At 34.7% G+C, this 19,431-nt stretch carries 20 protein-coding genes; 13 read left to right on the top strand and 7 right to left on the bottom strand.

Annotated elements, in window-relative coordinates:
- Positions 1–54 precede the first annotated feature (54 nt).
- Together OO013_RS05500 and OO013_RS05495 are read left to right on the top strand one after the other, a co-directional pair.
- Positions 55–1,785 carry an FAD/NAD(P)-binding protein gene (locus tag OO013_RS05500; protein ID WP_266055685.1) on the top strand — a complete coding sequence of 577 codons (1,731 nt, stop codon included), beginning with the start codon at positions 55–57 and terminating at the stop codon, positions 1,783–1,785.
- Between the two features lie 283 nt (positions 1,786–2,068).
- Entirely contained in the window at positions 2,069–3,502 is a 1,434-nt protein-coding gene (locus tag OO013_RS05495; protein WP_266055684.1) for a S41 family peptidase, read from the top strand.
- 12 nt (positions 3,503–3,514) lie between these two features.
- Here the strand turns inward: OO013_RS05495 and OO013_RS05490 are convergent, their stop codons facing one another.
- Positions 3,515–4,513, bottom strand: a complete 999-nt coding sequence (locus tag OO013_RS05490) for a DNA topoisomerase IB (protein ID WP_266055683.1) — start codon at positions 4,511–4,513, stop codon at positions 3,515–3,517.
- Between the two features lie 143 nt (positions 4,514–4,656).
- Between OO013_RS05490 and OO013_RS05485 the strand changes: the two genes are divergently transcribed.
- Together OO013_RS05485 and OO013_RS05480 are read left to right on the top strand one after the other, a co-directional pair.
- Complete coding sequence (locus OO013_RS05485; protein ID WP_266055682.1) at positions 4,657–5,364, top strand: ZIP family metal transporter; 708 nt, start codon at positions 4,657–4,659, stop codon at positions 5,362–5,364.
- A 39-nt stretch (positions 5,365–5,403) separates the two neighbouring features.
- Complete coding sequence (locus tag OO013_RS05480) at positions 5,404–5,775, top strand: hypothetical protein (protein WP_266055681.1); 372 nt, start codon at positions 5,404–5,406, stop codon at positions 5,773–5,775.
- A 331-nt stretch (positions 5,776–6,106) separates the two neighbouring features.
- Here OO013_RS05480 and OO013_RS05475 read toward each other — a convergent pair whose 3' ends face one another.
- The 6 genes from OO013_RS05475 to OO013_RS05450 form a co-directional block, all read right to left on the bottom strand.
- The gene (locus tag OO013_RS05475; protein ID WP_266055680.1) at positions 6,107–6,802 is read right to left on the bottom strand and encodes a DUF4253 domain-containing protein; all 696 of its coding nucleotides are present in this window, start codon (positions 6,800–6,802) and stop codon (positions 6,107–6,109) included.
- 160 nt (positions 6,803–6,962) lie between these two features.
- The gene (locus OO013_RS05470) at positions 6,963–7,658 is read right to left on the bottom strand and encodes a DUF1963 domain-containing protein (protein ID WP_266055679.1); all 696 of its coding nucleotides are present in this window, start codon (positions 7,656–7,658) and stop codon (positions 6,963–6,965) included.
- Positions 7,659–7,685: 27 nt separating this feature from the next.
- Entirely contained in the window at positions 7,686–8,102 is a 417-nt protein-coding gene (locus tag OO013_RS05465; RefSeq protein ID WP_266055678.1) for a DUF3592 domain-containing protein, read from the bottom strand.
- Between the two features lie 91 nt (positions 8,103–8,193).
- Positions 8,194–8,544 carry a DUF2200 domain-containing protein gene (locus OO013_RS05460; protein ID WP_266055677.1) on the bottom strand — a complete coding sequence of 117 codons (351 nt, stop codon included), beginning with the start codon at positions 8,542–8,544 and terminating at the stop codon, positions 8,194–8,196.
- Between the two features lie 77 nt (positions 8,545–8,621).
- A complete protein-coding gene (locus OO013_RS05455; protein WP_266055676.1) occupies positions 8,622–9,134 on the bottom strand; it encodes a hypothetical protein in 513 nt (170 codons plus the stop codon).
- A gap of 158 nt (positions 9,135–9,292) precedes the next feature.
- Positions 9,293–9,862 carry a GrpB family protein gene (locus tag OO013_RS05450; protein WP_266055675.1) on the bottom strand — a complete coding sequence of 190 codons (570 nt, stop codon included), beginning with the start codon at positions 9,860–9,862 and terminating at the stop codon, positions 9,293–9,295.
- 201 nt (positions 9,863–10,063) lie between these two features.
- On the opposite strand from OO013_RS05450, the gene OO013_RS05445 reads away from it, so the two are divergent.
- The 9 genes from OO013_RS05445 to OO013_RS05405 all read left to right on the top strand — a co-directional run bounded on the left by OO013_RS05445 (position 10,064) and on the right by OO013_RS05405 (position 19,395).
- Positions 10,064–12,046, top strand: a complete 1,983-nt coding sequence (locus tag OO013_RS05445; RefSeq protein WP_266055674.1) for a S9 family peptidase — start codon at positions 10,064–10,066, stop codon at positions 12,044–12,046.
- A 71-nt stretch (positions 12,047–12,117) separates the two neighbouring features.
- Positions 12,118–12,750: a hypothetical protein gene (locus OO013_RS05440; protein ID WP_266055673.1), complete on the top strand. Its 633-nt coding sequence runs from the start codon at positions 12,118–12,120 to the stop codon at positions 12,748–12,750.
- A gap of 6 nt (positions 12,751–12,756) precedes the next feature.
- Entirely contained in the window at positions 12,757–13,524 is a 768-nt protein-coding gene (locus OO013_RS05435; RefSeq protein WP_266055672.1) for a hypothetical protein, read from the top strand.
- 75 nt (positions 13,525–13,599) lie between these two features.
- Positions 13,600–14,376 carry a TspO-related membrane protein gene (locus tag OO013_RS05430; RefSeq protein ID WP_266055670.1) on the top strand — a complete coding sequence of 259 codons (777 nt, stop codon included), beginning with the start codon at positions 13,600–13,602 and terminating at the stop codon, positions 14,374–14,376.
- 710 nt (positions 14,377–15,086) lie between these two features.
- Positions 15,087–15,533 carry an META domain-containing protein gene (locus OO013_RS05425; protein WP_266055669.1) on the top strand — a complete coding sequence of 149 codons (447 nt, stop codon included), beginning with the start codon at positions 15,087–15,089 and terminating at the stop codon, positions 15,531–15,533.
- A gap of 111 nt (positions 15,534–15,644) precedes the next feature.
- Positions 15,645–16,562, top strand: coding sequence for an oxidoreductase (locus OO013_RS05420; protein WP_266055668.1), 918 nt, complete (start codon positions 15,645–15,647; stop codon positions 16,560–16,562).
- Between the two features lie 75 nt (positions 16,563–16,637).
- The gene (locus tag OO013_RS05415; RefSeq protein WP_266055667.1) at positions 16,638–17,981 is read left to right on the top strand and encodes a DUF418 domain-containing protein; all 1,344 of its coding nucleotides are present in this window, start codon (positions 16,638–16,640) and stop codon (positions 17,979–17,981) included.
- Between the two features lie 2 nt (positions 17,982–17,983).
- Positions 17,984–18,484, top strand: coding sequence for an SRPBCC family protein (locus tag OO013_RS05410; protein ID WP_266055666.1), 501 nt, complete (start codon positions 17,984–17,986; stop codon positions 18,482–18,484).
- 53 nt (positions 18,485–18,537) lie between these two features.
- A complete protein-coding gene (locus OO013_RS05405; protein ID WP_266055665.1) occupies positions 18,538–19,395 on the top strand; it encodes a pirin family protein in 858 nt (285 codons plus the stop codon).
- Positions 19,396–19,431: the final 36 nt, after the last annotated feature.

The raw sequence follows: 19,431 nt of genomic DNA, 5'->3' as shown, positions 1-19,431 counted from the left end.
TAAGATGCTATTCTTACTTTGTATTAGCATTTGACTGAAAAAATTACTACACGGGTGACTAATTTAAAAACCATTGCAATAGTCGGTTGTGGACCTCGAGGTCTGCATGCAATTGAAAAGCTCCTTCAAAAATTATCCCAAAAAGAAACTGAAAACTGGGTAAATATCCTGGTATTTGAAAAATCCGGCAATTTTGGCAACGGACAAATTTATTCTACAGATCAATCAGTAAATAATTGGCTTAACCTTCCCTTAAGAGAAATTAAGATTAAAGAACGTCCTGATATCTCTCTATTAAAATTGAATATCAAATCCTTTCCCTCTTTCCACAATTGGGCAAATATTGAAAAAAATGACAGCAGAACGCCTGATGAATATCCTACCCGGGCCAAAGTAGGAGAATACCTTCAGGAGAGATTTCAGAGCCTATTTGAAGCTCTAAATTCAGTCGATTTAATCACAAAGATTCCTGAAGAGGTTATAGATGCCAATATTAGTTCTGATAATATACAATTGATCACCAGTTCAGAAAAGTCTTTTAGATGTGATCATGCTGCTCTGGCATTAGGTCATTTACCTGTAGAACCATCTGATCAGATAAAAAAATGGATGGAGCATTGCGATAATATACCTGAAGCAACTCTTTTTACCTCCCCCTACCCGGTTAGTAAATTTGATAATCCTGAAATAATTAATCACCGAAGTATTATCGGAATCAGAGGTTACGGACTATCAATGATCGATGTAATGAGAGAGCTTACCGATACGCGCGGTGGTAGTTTTCACCTTGAAGATTCAGATACAATAAAACTACGGTATCAAAAAGGAAAATACTGCCCAAAAAAGATCGTCCCGTTTTCTCTCGATGGTTTACCACCTGCTCCAAAACCAATAAACAAATATATTGACGATAAATTTAAGCCCTCAGAACGTCAACTCAATAAGCTAATAAATAATATTGAAGCAGAAATATCTGATTCACCGGGAGATCTACAATTTATATTTAAACATTTCTCACCCCTTGTAGCAGAAATTTTTATAGATCTTGATAAACTATGTGCAGGTAAAAAAAATGAAAAGCAGGTTTATTCGTCTCTGATAACAACCTGGTTAAAAGATGATGATCACGAACATGAATTAATCCTTTCTAAAAAAATAGATCCTGTAACTCAAATAGAAAGTTTTATTGATATGGCAACAGGAAATTCAAAGATTTCCCTTGATTACTGTATAGGCCAGGTTTGGAGACATTGCCAGCATACGTTTTATCAACTGTTGTCATATCGAGATCTTCCTCAGAAAGTATATCTGAAATTCATTGATCTAAATGAAAGAATTAAACGATATTCTTATGGTCCTCCTGTAGAAAGCATGCAGCAGCAACTAGCGTTGATCAAGGCTGGAGTAATGGATTTGACATTTGTAAAAAATCCAGAAATCAATTTAACTGAGAATGGCTGGCAATTTGAAAAAAATGGAAAATCGATCTCAATGAATATAGTTGCAGACACAGTCCTCTCTCCTCCTCAATTGATCAAAACTAAATCTCCACTTTTACAAAAGCTTTTAAAAGCTAACCATATTGTACCTTATCATAAAAATTTAGGAGCTAATACAAAAAAAAGCGGTTTAGTTATACCCGGGAATAATGAAAACAATATTCCTTTAGCTATATTAGGCAGACTAAGTATTGGTAAAAACGTAGGAGTAGATTCGATTCACGAATCATTTAACGGGCAGATCTCAAACTGGGCAAAAAGAATGATTAATGATTTGTTGGTTTAACTAACTTTCATCAGTTAGAAAACTTAATTTATTACAATTTAAACTTAACATAATTAAATTCGTTTAACTTAAACGATGTAACCCGAACAAAGCTTTTAAAGGTCAAAAAACAATATTTAGCCCCTTAATTTTGCAATTGGCTGTTGAATAAAATCCCATATATTCAGGCTATTTATAACAAAATAGTATTTATCATATAAGTATTGCTATAAAAAGATCTGTGTTCAAACAACTCTTTGAAGCAAATCGGAATCTATTATACATGAAATACAACTAATTTAATATGAAGTTTTATCTAATCCTGATGCGAATACCATTAGTAATCCTGATCATTTTATCTGGTTGTGAAACTAAAAATAATTACCTGAACGATTTAAAATATAGCACATGGAAATCAATCGGGTATGGACGTATAATAGAAATTGATTCAGTTGAATATAAGCTATACGACCTGACAAAAATCTCTTGTATTCCTGTTAAATCAGGAACACTTTCAGATATACAGGATGTTATCAAAATAAAAAATGACACCCTTTATTATGAAGTAGGATTTGATATTTATTCTTTTAAGAAAATTGACCATACCCCTTATATATGTTTAGAAAATGAGAAGGATTCCACTGATCCAAAAAGAAACTTTGAGGTATTTGCTCAGACTATCAAAGAAAACTATGCCTATTTTGACTTGAATAATATTGACTGGGAATTTATTTATCCGGTATTCGAAGAAAAAATAGCTTATAACACAACAGAAGAAGAGCTCTATTTACTTTTTGACGAATTACTTGATACCTTAAAAGATAACCACGGATATATTCAACCATCTGATGAGGTACTGAACCAAATAGATTCACATGATGATACGGAGGAAGAAATAGGTGATTTTGCAGTTGCCAAAGTAATTGCTGAAAAGTATATGATAAAAGATCTTACTCATGATTCAAACGTTGTCAGATGGGGATTTATGGCTGATAATATTGGTTATATTCAAATCAATGCAATGTGGCTTCACGGTAATCTTCATATACCTGATAGTATAATACAAAGTTCAGGGTATATTTCAGCCTATGTTGACGAAATGGAATCGATTTCAGAAAATGAAATTCTGCAAATGGAAGTAAACGGCATAAGGCAAATAATGAATGATGTGATGATTGATCTTAAAAACACTAAATGTATCATCCTTGATGTTCGCTTTAATGGTGGAGGTCATGATGATGTAAGCCTGGAAATTTTACGATTTTTCAACAAGGAAAAGAAAAAAATCGCAAGTAAGCGAGCCCGAATAGGCAATACCTTTACGGATGAGCTCCCTATCTTTCTTGATAAAAGGATTTCACCCTATACAAATCCTGTGATCATGCTAACATCCCAGCAGTCAGCCAGTGCTACAGATTTTCTTGCTCTTGCATCTTTATCAATGGAAAACATCATTAGAATTGGATCAAATACTCAGGGTGCTATTTCAGATGCCCTGGAAAAAAAACTACCCAATGGATGGTATTTCACGATTTCTAACGAAGAATATTTTGACCTGTATGGTAATTGTTATGAAAACAAAGGAATACCTGTTGACATTGAATTAAACTATCCTGAAGACAGGCAAGAGTTTTTTAGCTCTTTACTCAAAGCACCTGAAAAAGACAAGCAAAAAACTTTAAATGCGGTTGAAACTCTGTTAACAAATAACCGGATAAATGTGGGGATATTCCACTAGTTAGAAAAACACTCAAGAGTTAATTACTTCAAGAAGCTTTTTTTCCGAAGCAGATAAGCTGTACTTACCTTTTCTATGGTTTTGGTATTGCAAATCATCCGCTTTACCTGATTCAATGAGTTCGAGAATTTTTGGATGAATATAATAATCTCTGCAAATAGAGACTGTATTTCCCAATTCTTTTGCTACCAGTTTCACCAGGGTAGTACTTAATTTCAATCGTTTATTTTCATTCACCAATTCGATAGCCTCAGGTAGTTTTTCAATTGCCAGGGTTGAACCTCCCCATGTTCTGAAGTCTTTGGCTGTAAAGTCATGTCCGGATATATTTCTTAAATATTCATTTACATCATTAGAAGTCACTTGGCGGTACCCTTTATCTGATTCGTATCGGAATAATTCGTACCCTGGCAAATCAGAACATTTCCTAATTAGATTTACCAGTTGATTATTATCAATCCTGACTTTTCGATATTTGTTTCTTTTTCCTTTGTAGCTAAATAAGATCTCACCTTTTTTAAACTCCAGGTGCTTCCGTCTTAAAGTGGTGAGGCCATAGGTTTCATTTTCATTCTGGTAACTAACATTTCCTATCCTGACATATGTTTCGTCTAAAGTCAGTATCACAACTCCCACTACCTTTGGCTTGCTCCATTTTTTGAGCGAGGCATCTTTGTGGGCCTTTTTTCTTATTTCCGGCAGGCAACTTCCAAATTCAGCCATTTTCTTGAATTTTTCGCGGTTTTGCTTTTCCATCCACTTCTCATGGTAGATATATTGCTTTCTGCCTTTATCATCGTATCCAATAGCACGAATATGTTTACACTCATCAGAACAAATCATTACATCCTTCCAGTTGGGAGGGATAACCAACGCATTAATCTCTTCTATTAAGGTCTTATTATCGATCTTTTGACCATCAGAAAATTCATACTTGAATCCGGACGAATGTTTTACCCGAACGATATCAAAATCCTCCTCATTGGTATGTTGAATAATTTTTTTTGGCATGCAGTATTAAACTATGCTATGGTTATAGAATAGAAAAATTGATCATTAGTTTATAAATTAATCATTTCACAAGAGACCACACATGAAAATCAATGGATTAAATAGTCCAAAGAGGCATAAAACCGTCATATAATCATTAAAAAATGAATACCAGTTTGATATTATTTGCTACAGGTGCAGGGATTACAGTATTAATAGGAGGTCTTTTAGCCAATACATTTGAACACCATGTCAGAGAAACTCCTGTTAAATATAGTGTCACACATTTTATGATGGCTTTCGGAGCCGGGATTATTTTGGCTGCACTATCATTAGTACTTGTGCCTGAAGGAATGAAAGTATTGACCATCATCCCTTATCTGATAACTTTTATTGGTGGGTCAATTATATTTTTATTCATTGATAAATCCCTGCAATCTAAAGGAGGACAGGTAGCTATGCTATTAGCAATGCTTGCAGATTTTATTCCCGAATCAATCATACTAGGAGCTGTATTTGCATCCGAGACTGAAACAGCCAAACTACTTGCTGTAATTATTGCGTTACAAAATTTACCTGAAGGCTTTAATTCCTTCCGCGATCTTGTATTGAGTGGCTTTTCTGTGAAGAGGACTATAATTATCTTTAGTATTATTAGTTTCTTCGGTATCCCTAGCGCATTAGCAGGACATTACTTTCTTAAAGGTAATCCTGAGCTGACTGCCTATCTCATGACCTTTGCAAGTGGAGGGATTTTATACCTTCTGACTCAGGATATAATTCCTGAAAGCAAACTTAAAAATTCTCATTGGTCCGCTCTCGGGGCTTGCCTTGGATTTTTAGTTGGTATTATTGGAGAAAAAATTATTTGATTAAATTGTTGTACAAAGATTAAATTAATAAAAATAAATATGCCATTATTTGAACCACACCTTAGCAAGATCAGAAGACTGTCCGGACTAATAATTTCTATACTACCCAGCCTGGTGTTATTCTTTAGTGGCATTATGAAACTTGGAGGTGCTGAGCAGTTGGCCGGGAGTTTAGAATCGATCAACCTGTTACAATACATGGAAGTTATTGGAGTGATCGAAATACTTGTGGTAATCGCTTATTGGGTGCCCCGCTTTTCAAACATCGGCTTCTTTCTGGTATGTTGTTTTTGTGGGGGCATTATTGTGGGAGAGCTTTCTATGGGAAATTTCCCTTTACCAGGACTGATGGTAACCACCTTGTTTTTTATCGGGACCTTTTTGAGAAAACCAGGGATGTTTGGATTCTAAAATAACAAGTCAATTAAAATATCAAATATTTAGTTTTCCCAGAATACATATTAAAATAAAAAAACAAATAAATCCTACCGATGTATTAGTTGTGCCATGAGGAAACTCTTCATAATGTTTCGAAGTTTTTTTGGTCCTTTTAAATATTCTTTAAAGGTGAATCTGGGTTTACTCCTTATAAATCTCCAAATAGACCCAAAAAGCCATCTTAAACATGCTCCAATAAAATTAAATATATATTCACCTATTTCAAATAACAGAAAGTCTCCCATTTTTATAACTGGTATTAATTGTGTGTGTAAAAGTCTAATTATAAGCCCTCATTTCTCATTTAATCCCACCACAAAAACAAATACTTTGAATTCTCCATTTCCTTTTCCAATTCTTCAACAGAACCTGTACCCTGATCTACAATATCCGGACAAAATTCATATACTTCTTGAGCATGTTCCTTAACATCACCCGGAATCTTTTGATACTCCCCTTCTATAAAGTCAAATCCCGCTCCAAAGATTTTTATTCCATATTGCTTATCCCAGGCAGATAATTTTTCAATTATATCCTCAACGAAAATATCATAATTGATTCCACTGGTTCCTTCAAATCGTAAAATATCAAACTTGTCTTTAGTCTTTAAAATTGTTATCTCATCAGGTGAGTATCCAAAATTGGATTCAGATACATAAATAAAATATCCATTTTGATTGAACTTGTTTTGCAAACTATTTACAATCGTTGTTGCGTTCTCACTTGATTCGTTGAATTTTAAACCGACAAGATCTTTTTCATTAAACCTCACATAATTTGTAGAATCTTTGAATGCCCAATATTCTTCAGCACTTCTTTTTTCAGTGATTTCGCTGTCTGAAAACTCACGAACCTCACTGATCAATTCCGGATCATAGCCATGGTTAGTGAGCATAGATTTTTCAGATTCTGAAAATCCCTTCTTATTAATACACGCATTCACCAAAACGAAGGATACTATTATCCAGATTGGTGAAAATATTTTTTTATTTAACTTCATAATATTTATGCTCTAATTTACTATTTGAGTTTCTTCTAAAATTTTCAGAAATCAGTTTCTGATTTTTGCTACATCTATAAACCCATCCTTTATATTATCCCAATCTCCAGGAAACTTAAAAAACTATTGCTAAGATTATGAGATTCTTCATAGGTTACTTTTAATAGAAGTCATAATAAATATTCCATTCACCGGTTATTTGATTTTTAGAAAACATTAAGCTTCCGTTATCGACAACATTAAAATTTGCTTTCTGATCGGAAGATATTTGAAATACGAACTCAAAGTGATCACCAAAATCAACTCCGGACTGACAAAAAGAAGGGTAGCCGCCAATTTTGTGTTCATATGAATGATTAATTATATCATAATAACTTTCAATGACTCCAAGATTCTCTAATTCTAATACTTCATCCTCCATCTCTGAAGATAAACCTCCACCATCCCATAACGGATAATCATCTTCTACAAATTCAGGTTTTAAAGGAAATGGTTTTACTAGTGTGTTTTCATTAACTAGACCTTTTAACTGGATTCCATTCAAATCCTGATATTCTCTGATAAGCCAATTATTACCCATTGGCTCAAACTCTTCAGGGAAATCTTCCGAAATAAATACAGTTAATAACTTTGTACTTTCTATAATTGGAGGCACATAGGGTAATTCGGCTAAACTTAGCTGAGCCAGCGGGATCATTAAATTTCCATTTTGATCAACAGGAATTCCTTCCTCCTCCTGATAGGTAAACACCTTGCCAATCCAGCTTTCTTCTAGAGAATTTTGAGGTCTGAATCCCCCGGTTAAAAATTTAGTTGCAGGTTTAGCTATCTGCTTTCGTATTTCTTCTACATTCATTTAAAAAATATTAATCCTTTCCAGGGCTTACTGATTGAAGTTAAAAATTTCCAGAACTTCCAGATAATCTAAAATACCCAATACAAATCCTACAATCCCTGCTGCCAGAAAAATCTTAGGAAGTATTTCCATTAAAAAAGCATTATTGATCTTTACATTTGTTGGGTCTTCGGGATCGTAGATTACCTCGATATTGGATCCTTCTTTCAGCGCAGGTTTAAAGCCTGTATTGAGCTGCTGAGTGATCCACTCTTCATTTTTTGTGGTAAACCGCACCACAGGGTAGTATATTCCTCCCGATCTGGAATATTCATAATTGTTTTTAAAAATAATGGCTTTAGTTTTCCTGCCATGTAAAATAAGATAATCGTTCTCCTTCCAGAGTACAATACCAAAAATAATCAATGCACCGGACATGATGGTTATAATTAATTCAGGAGACATAGTTGATAAAGAAGGTGAAGTTTAAATTTACATTATAGCTCTTAAATTTTATTCAGTAAAAATTAGCAGCCAAAATAAATAGATAAAAATTCTATTTCCTAAGAATGCTCTCCATCTTTTTCCCTCTGGCAAGCTCATCAATCAGCTTATCCAGGTATCGGATTTTCCTCATTAAATCCTCCTCAATTTCTTCTACTCTATAGCCACAAATAACTCCCTTTATTTTTGTGACATTCGGATTGATTTGTGGTGCCTCATCAAAAAAAGTCTCAAAATCCACTTTCTCATCAATCTGCTTTTGTAATGATTGCTGATCATATCCTGTTAACCATTCAATAATTGTATCTACTTCTTCTTTGGTATGTCCTTTTCGCTCTGCCTTGTTGATATAATGAGGGTATACACTGGCAAATGACATTTTATAGACTCTCGAGTTATCCATTTTATTCGTTTAAATTCATTTTAAAATAATATTATAATTAGAATTTATCTGGAATAAAAAAATATAATTGGTTTAAATCATTCCACTTTGTTCAAGGTCATCTCAAAAAATTGAAACCAGTCATTTTCCCTTTTGTATTCACCTACCTCGTACCACTGGTCATTCTCGTTGAGCTCAATAATATATCGCATATTTTCGTTAGGATACCAGTAAAACTTCCCATCGATTAACTCCCCTTTAAATTCTCCTTTTCTTCCATTTTGTAAATAAGATTGAAAGGTGTACGCACCTAAATCTTTATCATAAGAGACTATCGCCATCGCATTATGGACAATCAATCCATTATTTTTTCCTACTCCTTCAATTAGAACAGTAGTACTATCAAGTTTAAATTGAATATTTTCAGTCTGCTCAAACTCAGTTTTTTTTCTGTCAGGGCCTATCATCCAGCCCTTACCTTCCCACTTACCGGTCATAAAGTTAAGTTTTGAAATTTCGGATTTAGAAACAGAATCCGTTTCGAATGATTGGCCATGCGAGCTAACTATAAATAGTATAGAAAATAGTAAAATTAAAATCCCTGGTTTCATAAGAATTGATATTTGGTGAAATAGATTGTTGATATTTATGAAAAATAGCTTTTATCACGTCAAAATCAAATACTTTATTAAAAGAAATAAGTAGGATATTAGTTCAAGCTATATTAAAGAGGAAGATATAAACAGCAGACTAAATTTTGTAATTTAATTTAAGATTTCTCATTCCGTATCATATCCATTGTCTCCTTTATGAAGTCATCTTTTGCAATTCTATATCCTGATCTGTCATTCCTGTATTTTTCTGCCAGTTCAATTTTTAATTGCTCATATGCTTTAGCCCTGCCATGATTATCAATCAAAAAATCCCTGAAAGCTATTTGATCAAGCATCGGGTGATCCGTAGGACATATGTGAAGATGAAAAACCTGATCATTTTCACCACTTAAGTTATAACCTTTAACAAAGATCATATAGTCTATTTTGCTACTTTGCCTGAAATAATGGTAGCCAAGGTTATTTAAAGACCCGATTATATCCTGATCAAACAAATCCTCCTCAGCTATTTCAATTGAAATATCTATATACGATTTAGCCTTGATTCCTGGTATGGAAGTGCTGCCAACATGTTCTATTCCAATTATTTTTTCACCTGCCTGCTTAACAATATCCTGCTTTTCAGATTCAAATATATCTTTCCATACGGAGTTATGATCAGCCAACTCTATTGGAAACAAAGTGTCCCAATCTTGCTTGGTCAGGTTCTGAATTTCTTTACGCATTTCAGCAATTTAATAAGTTCACACCACTCTATCCCGGATTAAGAATGCAAGGCAGAAGAATCACCAGGTGCTGGTATATTCATACAACTAACATTCATTATAGAAACCCACTAATAATCAAGTCTATACATTTATTATTTGATCAATAATCCTTAAATTAACATTAACACTAGCCCATTCACTAACCAAAAACCGATCAATATGAAACGAATAATATTATTGTCATTTTTAATCCTTTACGGAACATTCTCACTGGTGTCACAAAACACTATGACACCTGAAGATGTAGCCAATATAAGGCATGTAAGCGGGGTTGAAATTTCGCCAGATGGAAAGTTCCTGGCTTACCGGATCATTTCCTATCCCGATCCTACAATAGAAAACAAACCAGCTCACTCACATTTATATCTTTATGATATTGACAAGCAAAGACACATTCCTTTTGTTACTCAATATGATGTAGCAAATGTTGCTTTCAGGCCAAACAATTCATCAATAACTTTTACTGCCAGAAGAAATGGAGATAAAAACAATTCAATTTATGAGATCTCGCTATCTGGTGGTGAAGCTATAAAACTCTTCGAACATGAAGAATCAATTTCTTCATATGACTGGCATCCCGATGGAAACTCCTTAGCTTTTGTGGCTAAAACACCTCAGAAAAGCGAAGAAGCTGCATTACCTTATACTCCTGAAATTTATGAAGAAGAACTCAATTCAAATTCTGCCTACGTCATCAATCTGGGTTCTATGGCTTTGGAGCGAGTTGATTTAAATGGCCATGTTACTCATCTTGAATGGAATCCGGCAGGGACACAACTAGCAATATCTGCAGCTCCAACCTCCTTAATAGATAATTATTACACCAGCCAAAAAGTAAATATCATCGATGCTTCTACAAGGGCAGTTAATTCTTTAATTGATCATACTGCAAAACTTGGTGATTTTAAATGGAATCCTGATGGAAATCATATAGCTTTTATAGCAGGTGGGAACAAGCATGACCCGATCGCAGGAAGAATGGTTTTATCAGACGACGAGGGTGGAACTCCTACTGTAATGCTAAACGAATTTGGTGGAGCATTTGAATCATTGAAATGGACGGATGATAATACGATCACCTTTCTTGCAAGTGAAGGCGTGTCAAGCACGATTGGTACGCTTACTATCAAAGAAAAAATTAAAAAGTTGTTTTCAACATCTAAAATGAGCATCAGTGCTTTTGATGTTGGACATGACAAAATAGCAATGGTGGCAAGCACACCCTCCCATCCTTCAGAGCTTTATATTATGGATGTTGGAGATGAGGATCCATTGAGATTAACTATTTCTAATCCATGGATAGACGATCGCACACTTGGCAAGCAGGAAGTGATCACCTATAAAGCAGATGACGGCACGGAAATTCAGGGGATCCTGATCCACCCGGTGGGAGGAATAGAAAATGCACCAATGATCACAGTTGTCCATGGTGGACCGGAAGCTCATTATGATAATGGTTGGCTCACCGCCTATAGCATGCCAGGACAGGTAGCTGCAGGAAAGGGATATGCTGTATTTTATCCAAACTACCGTGGAAGTACTGGCCGCGGAATGGAGTACGCCATGTCCAGCCAGGGTGATCCTGCCGGTAAAGAATTCGATGACATTATTGATGGCCTGGATTACCTAATACAAAACTATGGTGTGGACAGAGATCGCATAGGCGTAACAGGTGGTTCGTATGGTGGATATGCCACAGCATGGATGTCTACCAGGCATACCAAAAGATTTGCTGCCGGGGTAATGTTTGTGGGGATCAGTAATAACCTCTCAAAATGGGGCACGAGCGATATCCCCGAGGAAATGTTCCTTGTTCATTCCAGAAAAAGAATCTGGGACGATTATGAGTTCTTTCTGGAAAGAAGCCCGATCTTTTATGCGGGACAAGCTGAAACACCACTACTGATCATGGCTGGAAAAGAAGATACTCGTGTTGACCCTGGACAGTCTTATGAATTATATCGCCACATAAAAACAAGGACCGACACACCAGTTAGACTGGTTCTCTATCCCGGAGAAGGACATGGAAACCGAAATGCTACTGCACGGTATGATTATAATCTCAGGATGCTCAGATGGTTTGATACCTACCTCAAAGGTTCAGACAATAAAATGCCTGAAGTAACAATCGAAACGAAATAATATAAAAGAGCTGCACCTATCAGTGCAGCTCTTTTCATTACTAATTGTATAGTCTAAAATATGCCTCAAATATGAAGACCTTCTTTCTCAAACTAAAGCACTGGCAGCTGTTCATGATCATTTATGGTGTGCCTTTCATTTTCCAGCTCATTTTTGCAGGATTTATAATAATCCTTGCTGTAAATGATGTGGAACCTGATTTTCAAAATCTATTTTTATGGTTTGTTCTGTTACCAATTTTTTCTTTGATACCGCTTTTAGGATCTTTAGGCTGGTATTGGTCTGTAGGAACAGGCTTGCAGGATAAAATCCCTGAAAAAGAACAAATGAATACCGGTTTTTTTAAAGTCTCGGTGATCTTTCCGCTGATCTATTTCACAATTGTATTGATCGGAATATCGGTATTAGCATCGTTAAATTTTCTTTCCGGAATGGAGCCAGGTCCTGAAATCCTGTTTTTTATTATACCAATTCACCTATTCATGGCTTTTTGCTTATTCTACAATATATATTTCGTTGCTAAAACGTATAAAAGCATTGAACTCCAAAGACGAGCCACTGCATCAGAATATCTGGGTGAATTTTTTCTGATCTGGTTTTTCTTTCTCGGTGTGTGGTTTATCCAACCAAAAATTAATGACCTTGAAAAAGGGGAAAACCCATTTATGCCTCTGGCCAGAATTTACAGGGACTACTCTCAATAAGTAATCATGAAAAGAATCCATTTGTTTGAATTCGAAGATCAATCGTGGTTTCCCGGATGGCTAAGAAAGTGTCTAACCAGGTTGATCAAGGTTTTACATACGTTGGTAAAGACTGAAGATTTACTAACCAAAGAGCTACTAAAACTTTTAGATGATAGCCAATATAAAAATATAGTTGATCTGTGTTCTGGTAGTGGAGGGCCAATGCCGGAAGTATATAAAAAACTGAATAAAGAAGAAAAAATCAGCATGACTTTAACAGATCTGTATCCCGATAAACAGGCTGCTAAAGAAATAAATTCTAACAATTCAAGCCTATATTATCATAAAGAACCAATTGATGCTACGCAGGCTATTGAACTTAAAGGGATAAAAACAATGATCAGCTCCTTCCATCACATGAAACCTCAAAAAGCCCTGGAGATCCTGAAAATATCACAAAATAAAAATCAACCTATTCTAATTTATGAGATCAGTGACAATAGTTTCCCTGCATTTTTATGGTGGGCACCCATACCCTTAAATATAATCACTTGTTTATTTATAACACCCTTAGTCCGACCGATGACCTGGCAGCAATTAGTTTTCACTTACTTTATACCAATAATTCCAATATGCTTTGCATGGGATGGTGCAGTTTCAAATGCCCGGACTTATACAGAAGATGATTTGAAAGAATTATTGAGTGAAATACCGGATAATAATTACAAGTGGGAAATTTTCAAGACAGGAAAAAAATACAAAAAATTATGTCTTAAGGGAGTCCCTAAGTAATTAAAAGTTAAACTGTTATTACTTTGAATTCACTTACAATTTTTGTTATTTCTCTATATAAAAAAATAAGACACCTTGAGAACAACTAGAAAATTAGCCGTACTAAATATACTGGTATTACTGGGAACAATCTACTGGAATTATTTTTCAAATACAGGATTTATTGATGGAAAGACAGTAGGATCAGTTAGCCAGCAATATGATAGCCTTTTCACCCCTGCCGGCTATGCTTTCGCAATTTGGGGAGTGATTTATTTTGCTCTTTTTATTCAGGCTTGTTATCTCATTTATAAAAGTGTAGTAAAAAAAGAAGATTCATTTATTAAAAAACTCGTACCCTATCTTGTGATAGCTAACATTGCTAATTGTTTCTGGATTTATTTCTGGTTAAAAGAAATGACCGGAATTTCAATTTTGATTATGATCATTATTCTTGTGGCATTATTAGCAGCCGTTATAAAACTAAATATGGAACGATGGGATGCCCCTGTTCCATATATGGCAGCGGTATGGTGGCCTATAGACCTCTATGGCGGATGGATCAGTGTAGCGTTGATAGCCAATATTGCAGCTCATCTTAACGGAATTGGATGGGAGGCAGCCTTTTCAGAAATAACCTGGACTATAATCATGATTATAATAGCAACCGCTATTTATCTATTTATGATTTTTAAGAGGAATATGAGAGAATTTGCTGCTGTAGGAATCTGGGCATTTATTGCTATTGCTGTGAGACATTGGGATACATACCTGTCAATTAAATGGGTAGCACTGGCAGGAGCATTTGTTATTTTAATAGCAGCATCGTATCATGCCTATAAAAACCGAGATACCTTACCATTTGTAAGCTAACTTTTCATTAAATCTCAATACTAAATATTGATTCTATTACACTTCTTTTAAGTAGGCTATAAAGATAAATATTACATTTTTTAAAGGATAAGTATGACTTATTCATTGCAATTTTACCATCAAGCTTGAAATTTTTCAATAAAATCTTTCTTTTAATCAAAATTATTTATACTTTCAAAATATTGAGCCAGAAAACTAATAAACAAAACAATTCATGATCCACTAGTAAAAGGATCATATGTAAAAATATAATTGAGCTAAAATTAAAAAGTAAAATTCGGGAGCTAGTAATTACCCGCTGAAGGAAATGACTTTCAGTGGGTAATTCTAATAAAATTTTAAATCGAAATTGTACTAAAAAAAGTAGAGTACTATGTAAGCTTTAAATTCCAATTGCAACTTTTAATTATTCTATGATCACACGGGTCATAATCTGTCATGAATAAAAAAGCTATTAAACTAATATTAATTTGTGTTTTGTGCTTTTTGATTATTTATACATTGGTAATAATAATTCAAACATTAATTATTTAATTCATCATAATTGAAATAAAAATAATGAAATTTGAATTGAATAATTTTAAATGGTATTAAACGATTTTTTAAAAACCTGTCACATTATTGTCGAAATGTTAAATAACAACAGATTGTCGCCGGTGCACTTTTAAATCAAAGTAACCACAAGTAGTTTTACGTAATATTTTTGAACTATGAATTTTTTATCCAAACAAATCACCTTAATCTTTTTAATCTCAGGATTAGTTTTTTCGTGTGGCAACAAGGATAACGATCCTTCGCCGGCAGAACAATTGCAAAGAAAGATCACATCAGAAAACTGGAAAATCACCTCTTTTATTGATTCCGGAGATGAGAAAACCAGTAATTATCGGGGTTATTTCTTCGTATTTAGAGATGATGGCGCATTATCTGCTAGTAACGGGATAAATTCATTTTCAGGAACCTGGAGAATAATTACAAATCCAAGCGATGGAGACGATGACAAACTTGAGGAACTAGATATGGAAATCAATTTTTCAAATGAAAACGAATTTGATGAATTAACAGATGTCTGGGATATATTTTATGAAAGTAATACCAGGATTGACCTGGGAGATGAAGGCAATAGCAATGAATCACTCCGGTTTGAAAACCTGTAAAAATAAAAAACACATCAATAACGGTTAGCAGTATAATAATTGCTAACCGTTTTTTATTTCATTCTATTTACATTTATTAAATTAAGCCTCGAACCCAAACCAATTATAATCGTGGCTGATAACTATTCATATAAAAATATACCTGAACAGAAAGGAAAAATTGCAATCGTCACCGGAGCTAATGTAGGTCTCGGTAAAGAAACCTGTTCATTCTTCCTCGAAAAGAAAATAAAAGTAATTATGGCTTGCCGCAACCCTGAGAAAGCGGAAAAAGCAAAAGATGAATTAATAAAGCACCATCCGGAGGGTGAAATCGAGATCATGGAGATAGATCTTTCCGATCTGGATTCAGTCAGTTCCTTTAGCAGGAATTTTCATTTAAAATATGATCGTCTTGACTTTCTGATTAACAATGCTGGTGTCATGTTTCCGCCATATCAAACGACGGTTCAGGGTTTTGAACTACAATTAGGGGTTAATTATCTGGGGCATTTTAAACTTACTTCATTACTTTTCGATCTTTTATCTCAAACTGATGGTTCCAGAATTGTAACATTAAGTAGTTTAGCACATGCATGGGGTGATATCTACTTTGAGGATTTGAATTTTCTTCAGGGTTATGATAAAAGAAAGGCATATAGTCAAAGTAAACTCGCATGCCTGATGTTTGCCTACGAATTACAAAGAAGATTAGATAAAAAAGAACAATCATCACCTTTATCCCTGGCAGCTCATCCGGGTATTTCATCTACAAATCTCGGAAGACATTTACCCGGTTTTGTGCAATCTGTTTTTAATACTATCGGTCCGGTGATTTTCAATTCTTCTAAACAAGGAGCCGAACCTATAGTCAGAGCTGCATTAGATCCAAACGCTAAAGGTGGAGAATATTATGGGCCATCGGGATTTAGAGAATATAGCGGCAAACCTGTAAAAGTGGATTCAAACGATATTTCAAAAGATAAGTATAAAGCCAACAGACTTTGGGATGTATCAGAAAAGCTCACTAATACTTCATTTAAACCCTGAAAATTAATCATTGATTATATAATCAGCTATTGAATATTTTGTCGTAAATTAATAGAAGGCCATTACCACACTGTTATGAATACACCTTCTATCTCTCACCTGGAGCCTGTTAAGGTCTCAGAGCGAATTCATTCCCTTGACGTCGTACGGGGAATCGCACTCCTTGGTATTTTACTAATGAATATTGTAGGATTCGGTCTTGCATGGTCCTATTCTAATCCATCAATTTCGGGTGGAGATACTGGTGCCAATCTTTATACATGGATTACTACAAACATGCTTTTTGAAGGTACCATGAGAGGATTGTTTACCATGTTGTTTGGTATGGGGTTTATTTTATTAACTCTCCGTGGTGAGAAAAAAGGCGGGGGAATAAAAGTAGCTGATATATATTATCGTAGAACCCTTTGGTTACTGCTTTTCGGAATTATTCATGGGTATCTACTCCTTTGGTATGGTGAAATTCTTTATCCCTATGCAGTAATGGGCTTATTACTTTTCCCGGTTAGGCATGTAAATCCCAAACCACTCTTTATAGCTGGAATAGTGCTTTTAACTATTGGTGTTTTCCTTGATTTCAGAGACTACAATAAAGGTGTGGAAACTTATAAAGCTGGTACTGAAGTACAGAGATTAAAGGATCAGAATCAGACTTTAACTACTGAACAAACCGAACAATTAAAGGCATTTACAAAACTCAATCAGACCCCAACATCTGAAGAGGTGTCTGAATATAGCAGTAAAATGAGAAATAGTGGATACTTCAAACTAGTTGATATAATTGGAGAAAGAGTTTTTCGTAGTCAAACCGTTTTCTTCTATCGATATTCTCCCTGGGATATTCTTTCTATGATGCTCATCGGCATGGCCTTATTTAAGTGGAAGGTATTTAATGCCTCATTAAAATATAAATATTATTTAATCATGATGATTGTCGGGTATGCTGTGGGCTTGACAGTAAATTATTTTGAAACATCAATGATAGTAAACTCTGGATTTGATAAACTAACCACCATGAAAGCAGATAGAACTTATCAGATTGGAAGATTTTTCACTACAATAGGCCACATTGGATTAATTATGATCTTCGTCAAGTCATCGATTTTGAAATTCTTGCAAAATGCATTGGGAGCGGTAGGAAAAATGGCATTGACCAATTATCTGATGCATACAATTCTATGTAACATTTATTTCTTAGGGTTTAATATGTTTGGGAAACTTCAGCGGTATGAGTTATATTATGTTGTCGGTTTGATCTGGATCTTTCAACTCATTATAAGTCCGATCTGGTTAAAATATTTCAGATATGGACCTGCAGAATGGATGTGGAGATCCTTAACTTATTTAGAAAAACAACCATTTAGAATTAATAAACCTGAAACAATTACAAGAAAACAAGCAATACCAAAACCTCTTTAATTATGTCTGATAAGAATAAATTTGACTATAGCCATTTTACTGTCAAATCTGTTGTTGACACTAAGGTTCCTGAAGTATATAAACTATGGACCACTAAAGCAGGACTGGAAAAATGGTTCCTTAGATTAGCTGAATTTGTTAAAGAAGATGGTTCATTTAGACAACCTGATGAAGATATACAAGAAGGAGATACTTATCGTTGGTTATGGCATGGGTATCCGGACAATGTGGTAGAACATGGAAAGATCCTGGAATTAAATGGCAAAAATCATCTGCGATTCTCCTTTGGTAAAGCAGGTATTGTTACCGTAACCATTGGAGTAGAAGAAAATACAACAATAGTGACTCTGACGCAGGAAGACATCCCGCCAGTAGAAGAATCCGAAATTAACTACCATGTAGAATGTAAGACTGGTTGGACTTTTTATCTGGCAAATATGAATTCTATCGTACAGGGAGGTGTTGATCTCCGCAATAAAAATCAAAAACTTAATCTTGATTAATATTTTTTAAACAAATATCAATAATAAGCGTATATTTGTTTAAACAATAAACAATGAAAAAGAAAGTAAAAGCGATACATACCGGAATATATGATCCTATTGCTGACCTGAAAACATGGCGTGCAATGCCCACACAGGATATTAATAACCTGGATCCGTTTTTATTTTTAAACCATCATGGTCCGCAAAAATACGAGCCTGACAATAATGGCTTACCATTTGGCCCTCACCCTCATCGTGGGTTCGAAACACTAACTTTCGTTTTACAAGGTGATATTACACATAAAGATTCTGTTACAGGTGAAAGTGTAATCAATGCAGGAGGAATTCAGTGGATGACAGCGGGTAGCGGATTGATACATGCTGAAGTATCATCTGAAAAATTTAAAAAGGAAGGTGGAATGGAAGAGGTTATCCAGCTTTGGTTTAACCTGCCTTCTAATCTTAAAATGATTGAACCAAATTATATCGGTTTACAAAAAGACAAAATTCCTGCTGTAAAAACGGAAGATGGTCTTGGTACAGTCCATCTGGTATCCGGACATTATAATGGTGAAAAAGGTCCGGTAAAATCATTAACAGGACTATTTACTTCCACAATTGATCTTTCTGAAAATGGTGAGTTTCATATTGAACTTCCGGACGACAATCAGGTTCTTTTGTATGTAATTAATGGTAATATTAATATTGAAGGTCATCAGGCTAAAACACATCAACTAATAGAATTGTCTCTTGAAGGCAACGAGTTGTTTTTTTCCGCTAATGAAGACAGTCAAATAATATTTTGCTTTGGCAAACCATTTAATGAGCCTATATTCGCGCACGGTCCGTTTGTTATGAATACAGCGGAAGAAATAAATCAAGCAATAGAAGATTTTCAGTCCGGTAAACTCGGGACCATGAAAATATAAAATATTTTAAGATTTCTGCATGTAAATACGGCGGCT

Origin of the sequence: Mangrovivirga halotolerans (assembly GCF_026241165.1) — a bacterium.
GTDB lineage: Bacteria > Bacteroidota > Bacteroidia > Cytophagales > Cyclobacteriaceae > Mangrovivirga > Mangrovivirga halotolerans.
This window is presented reverse-complemented; position numbering and strand designations above follow the sequence as displayed.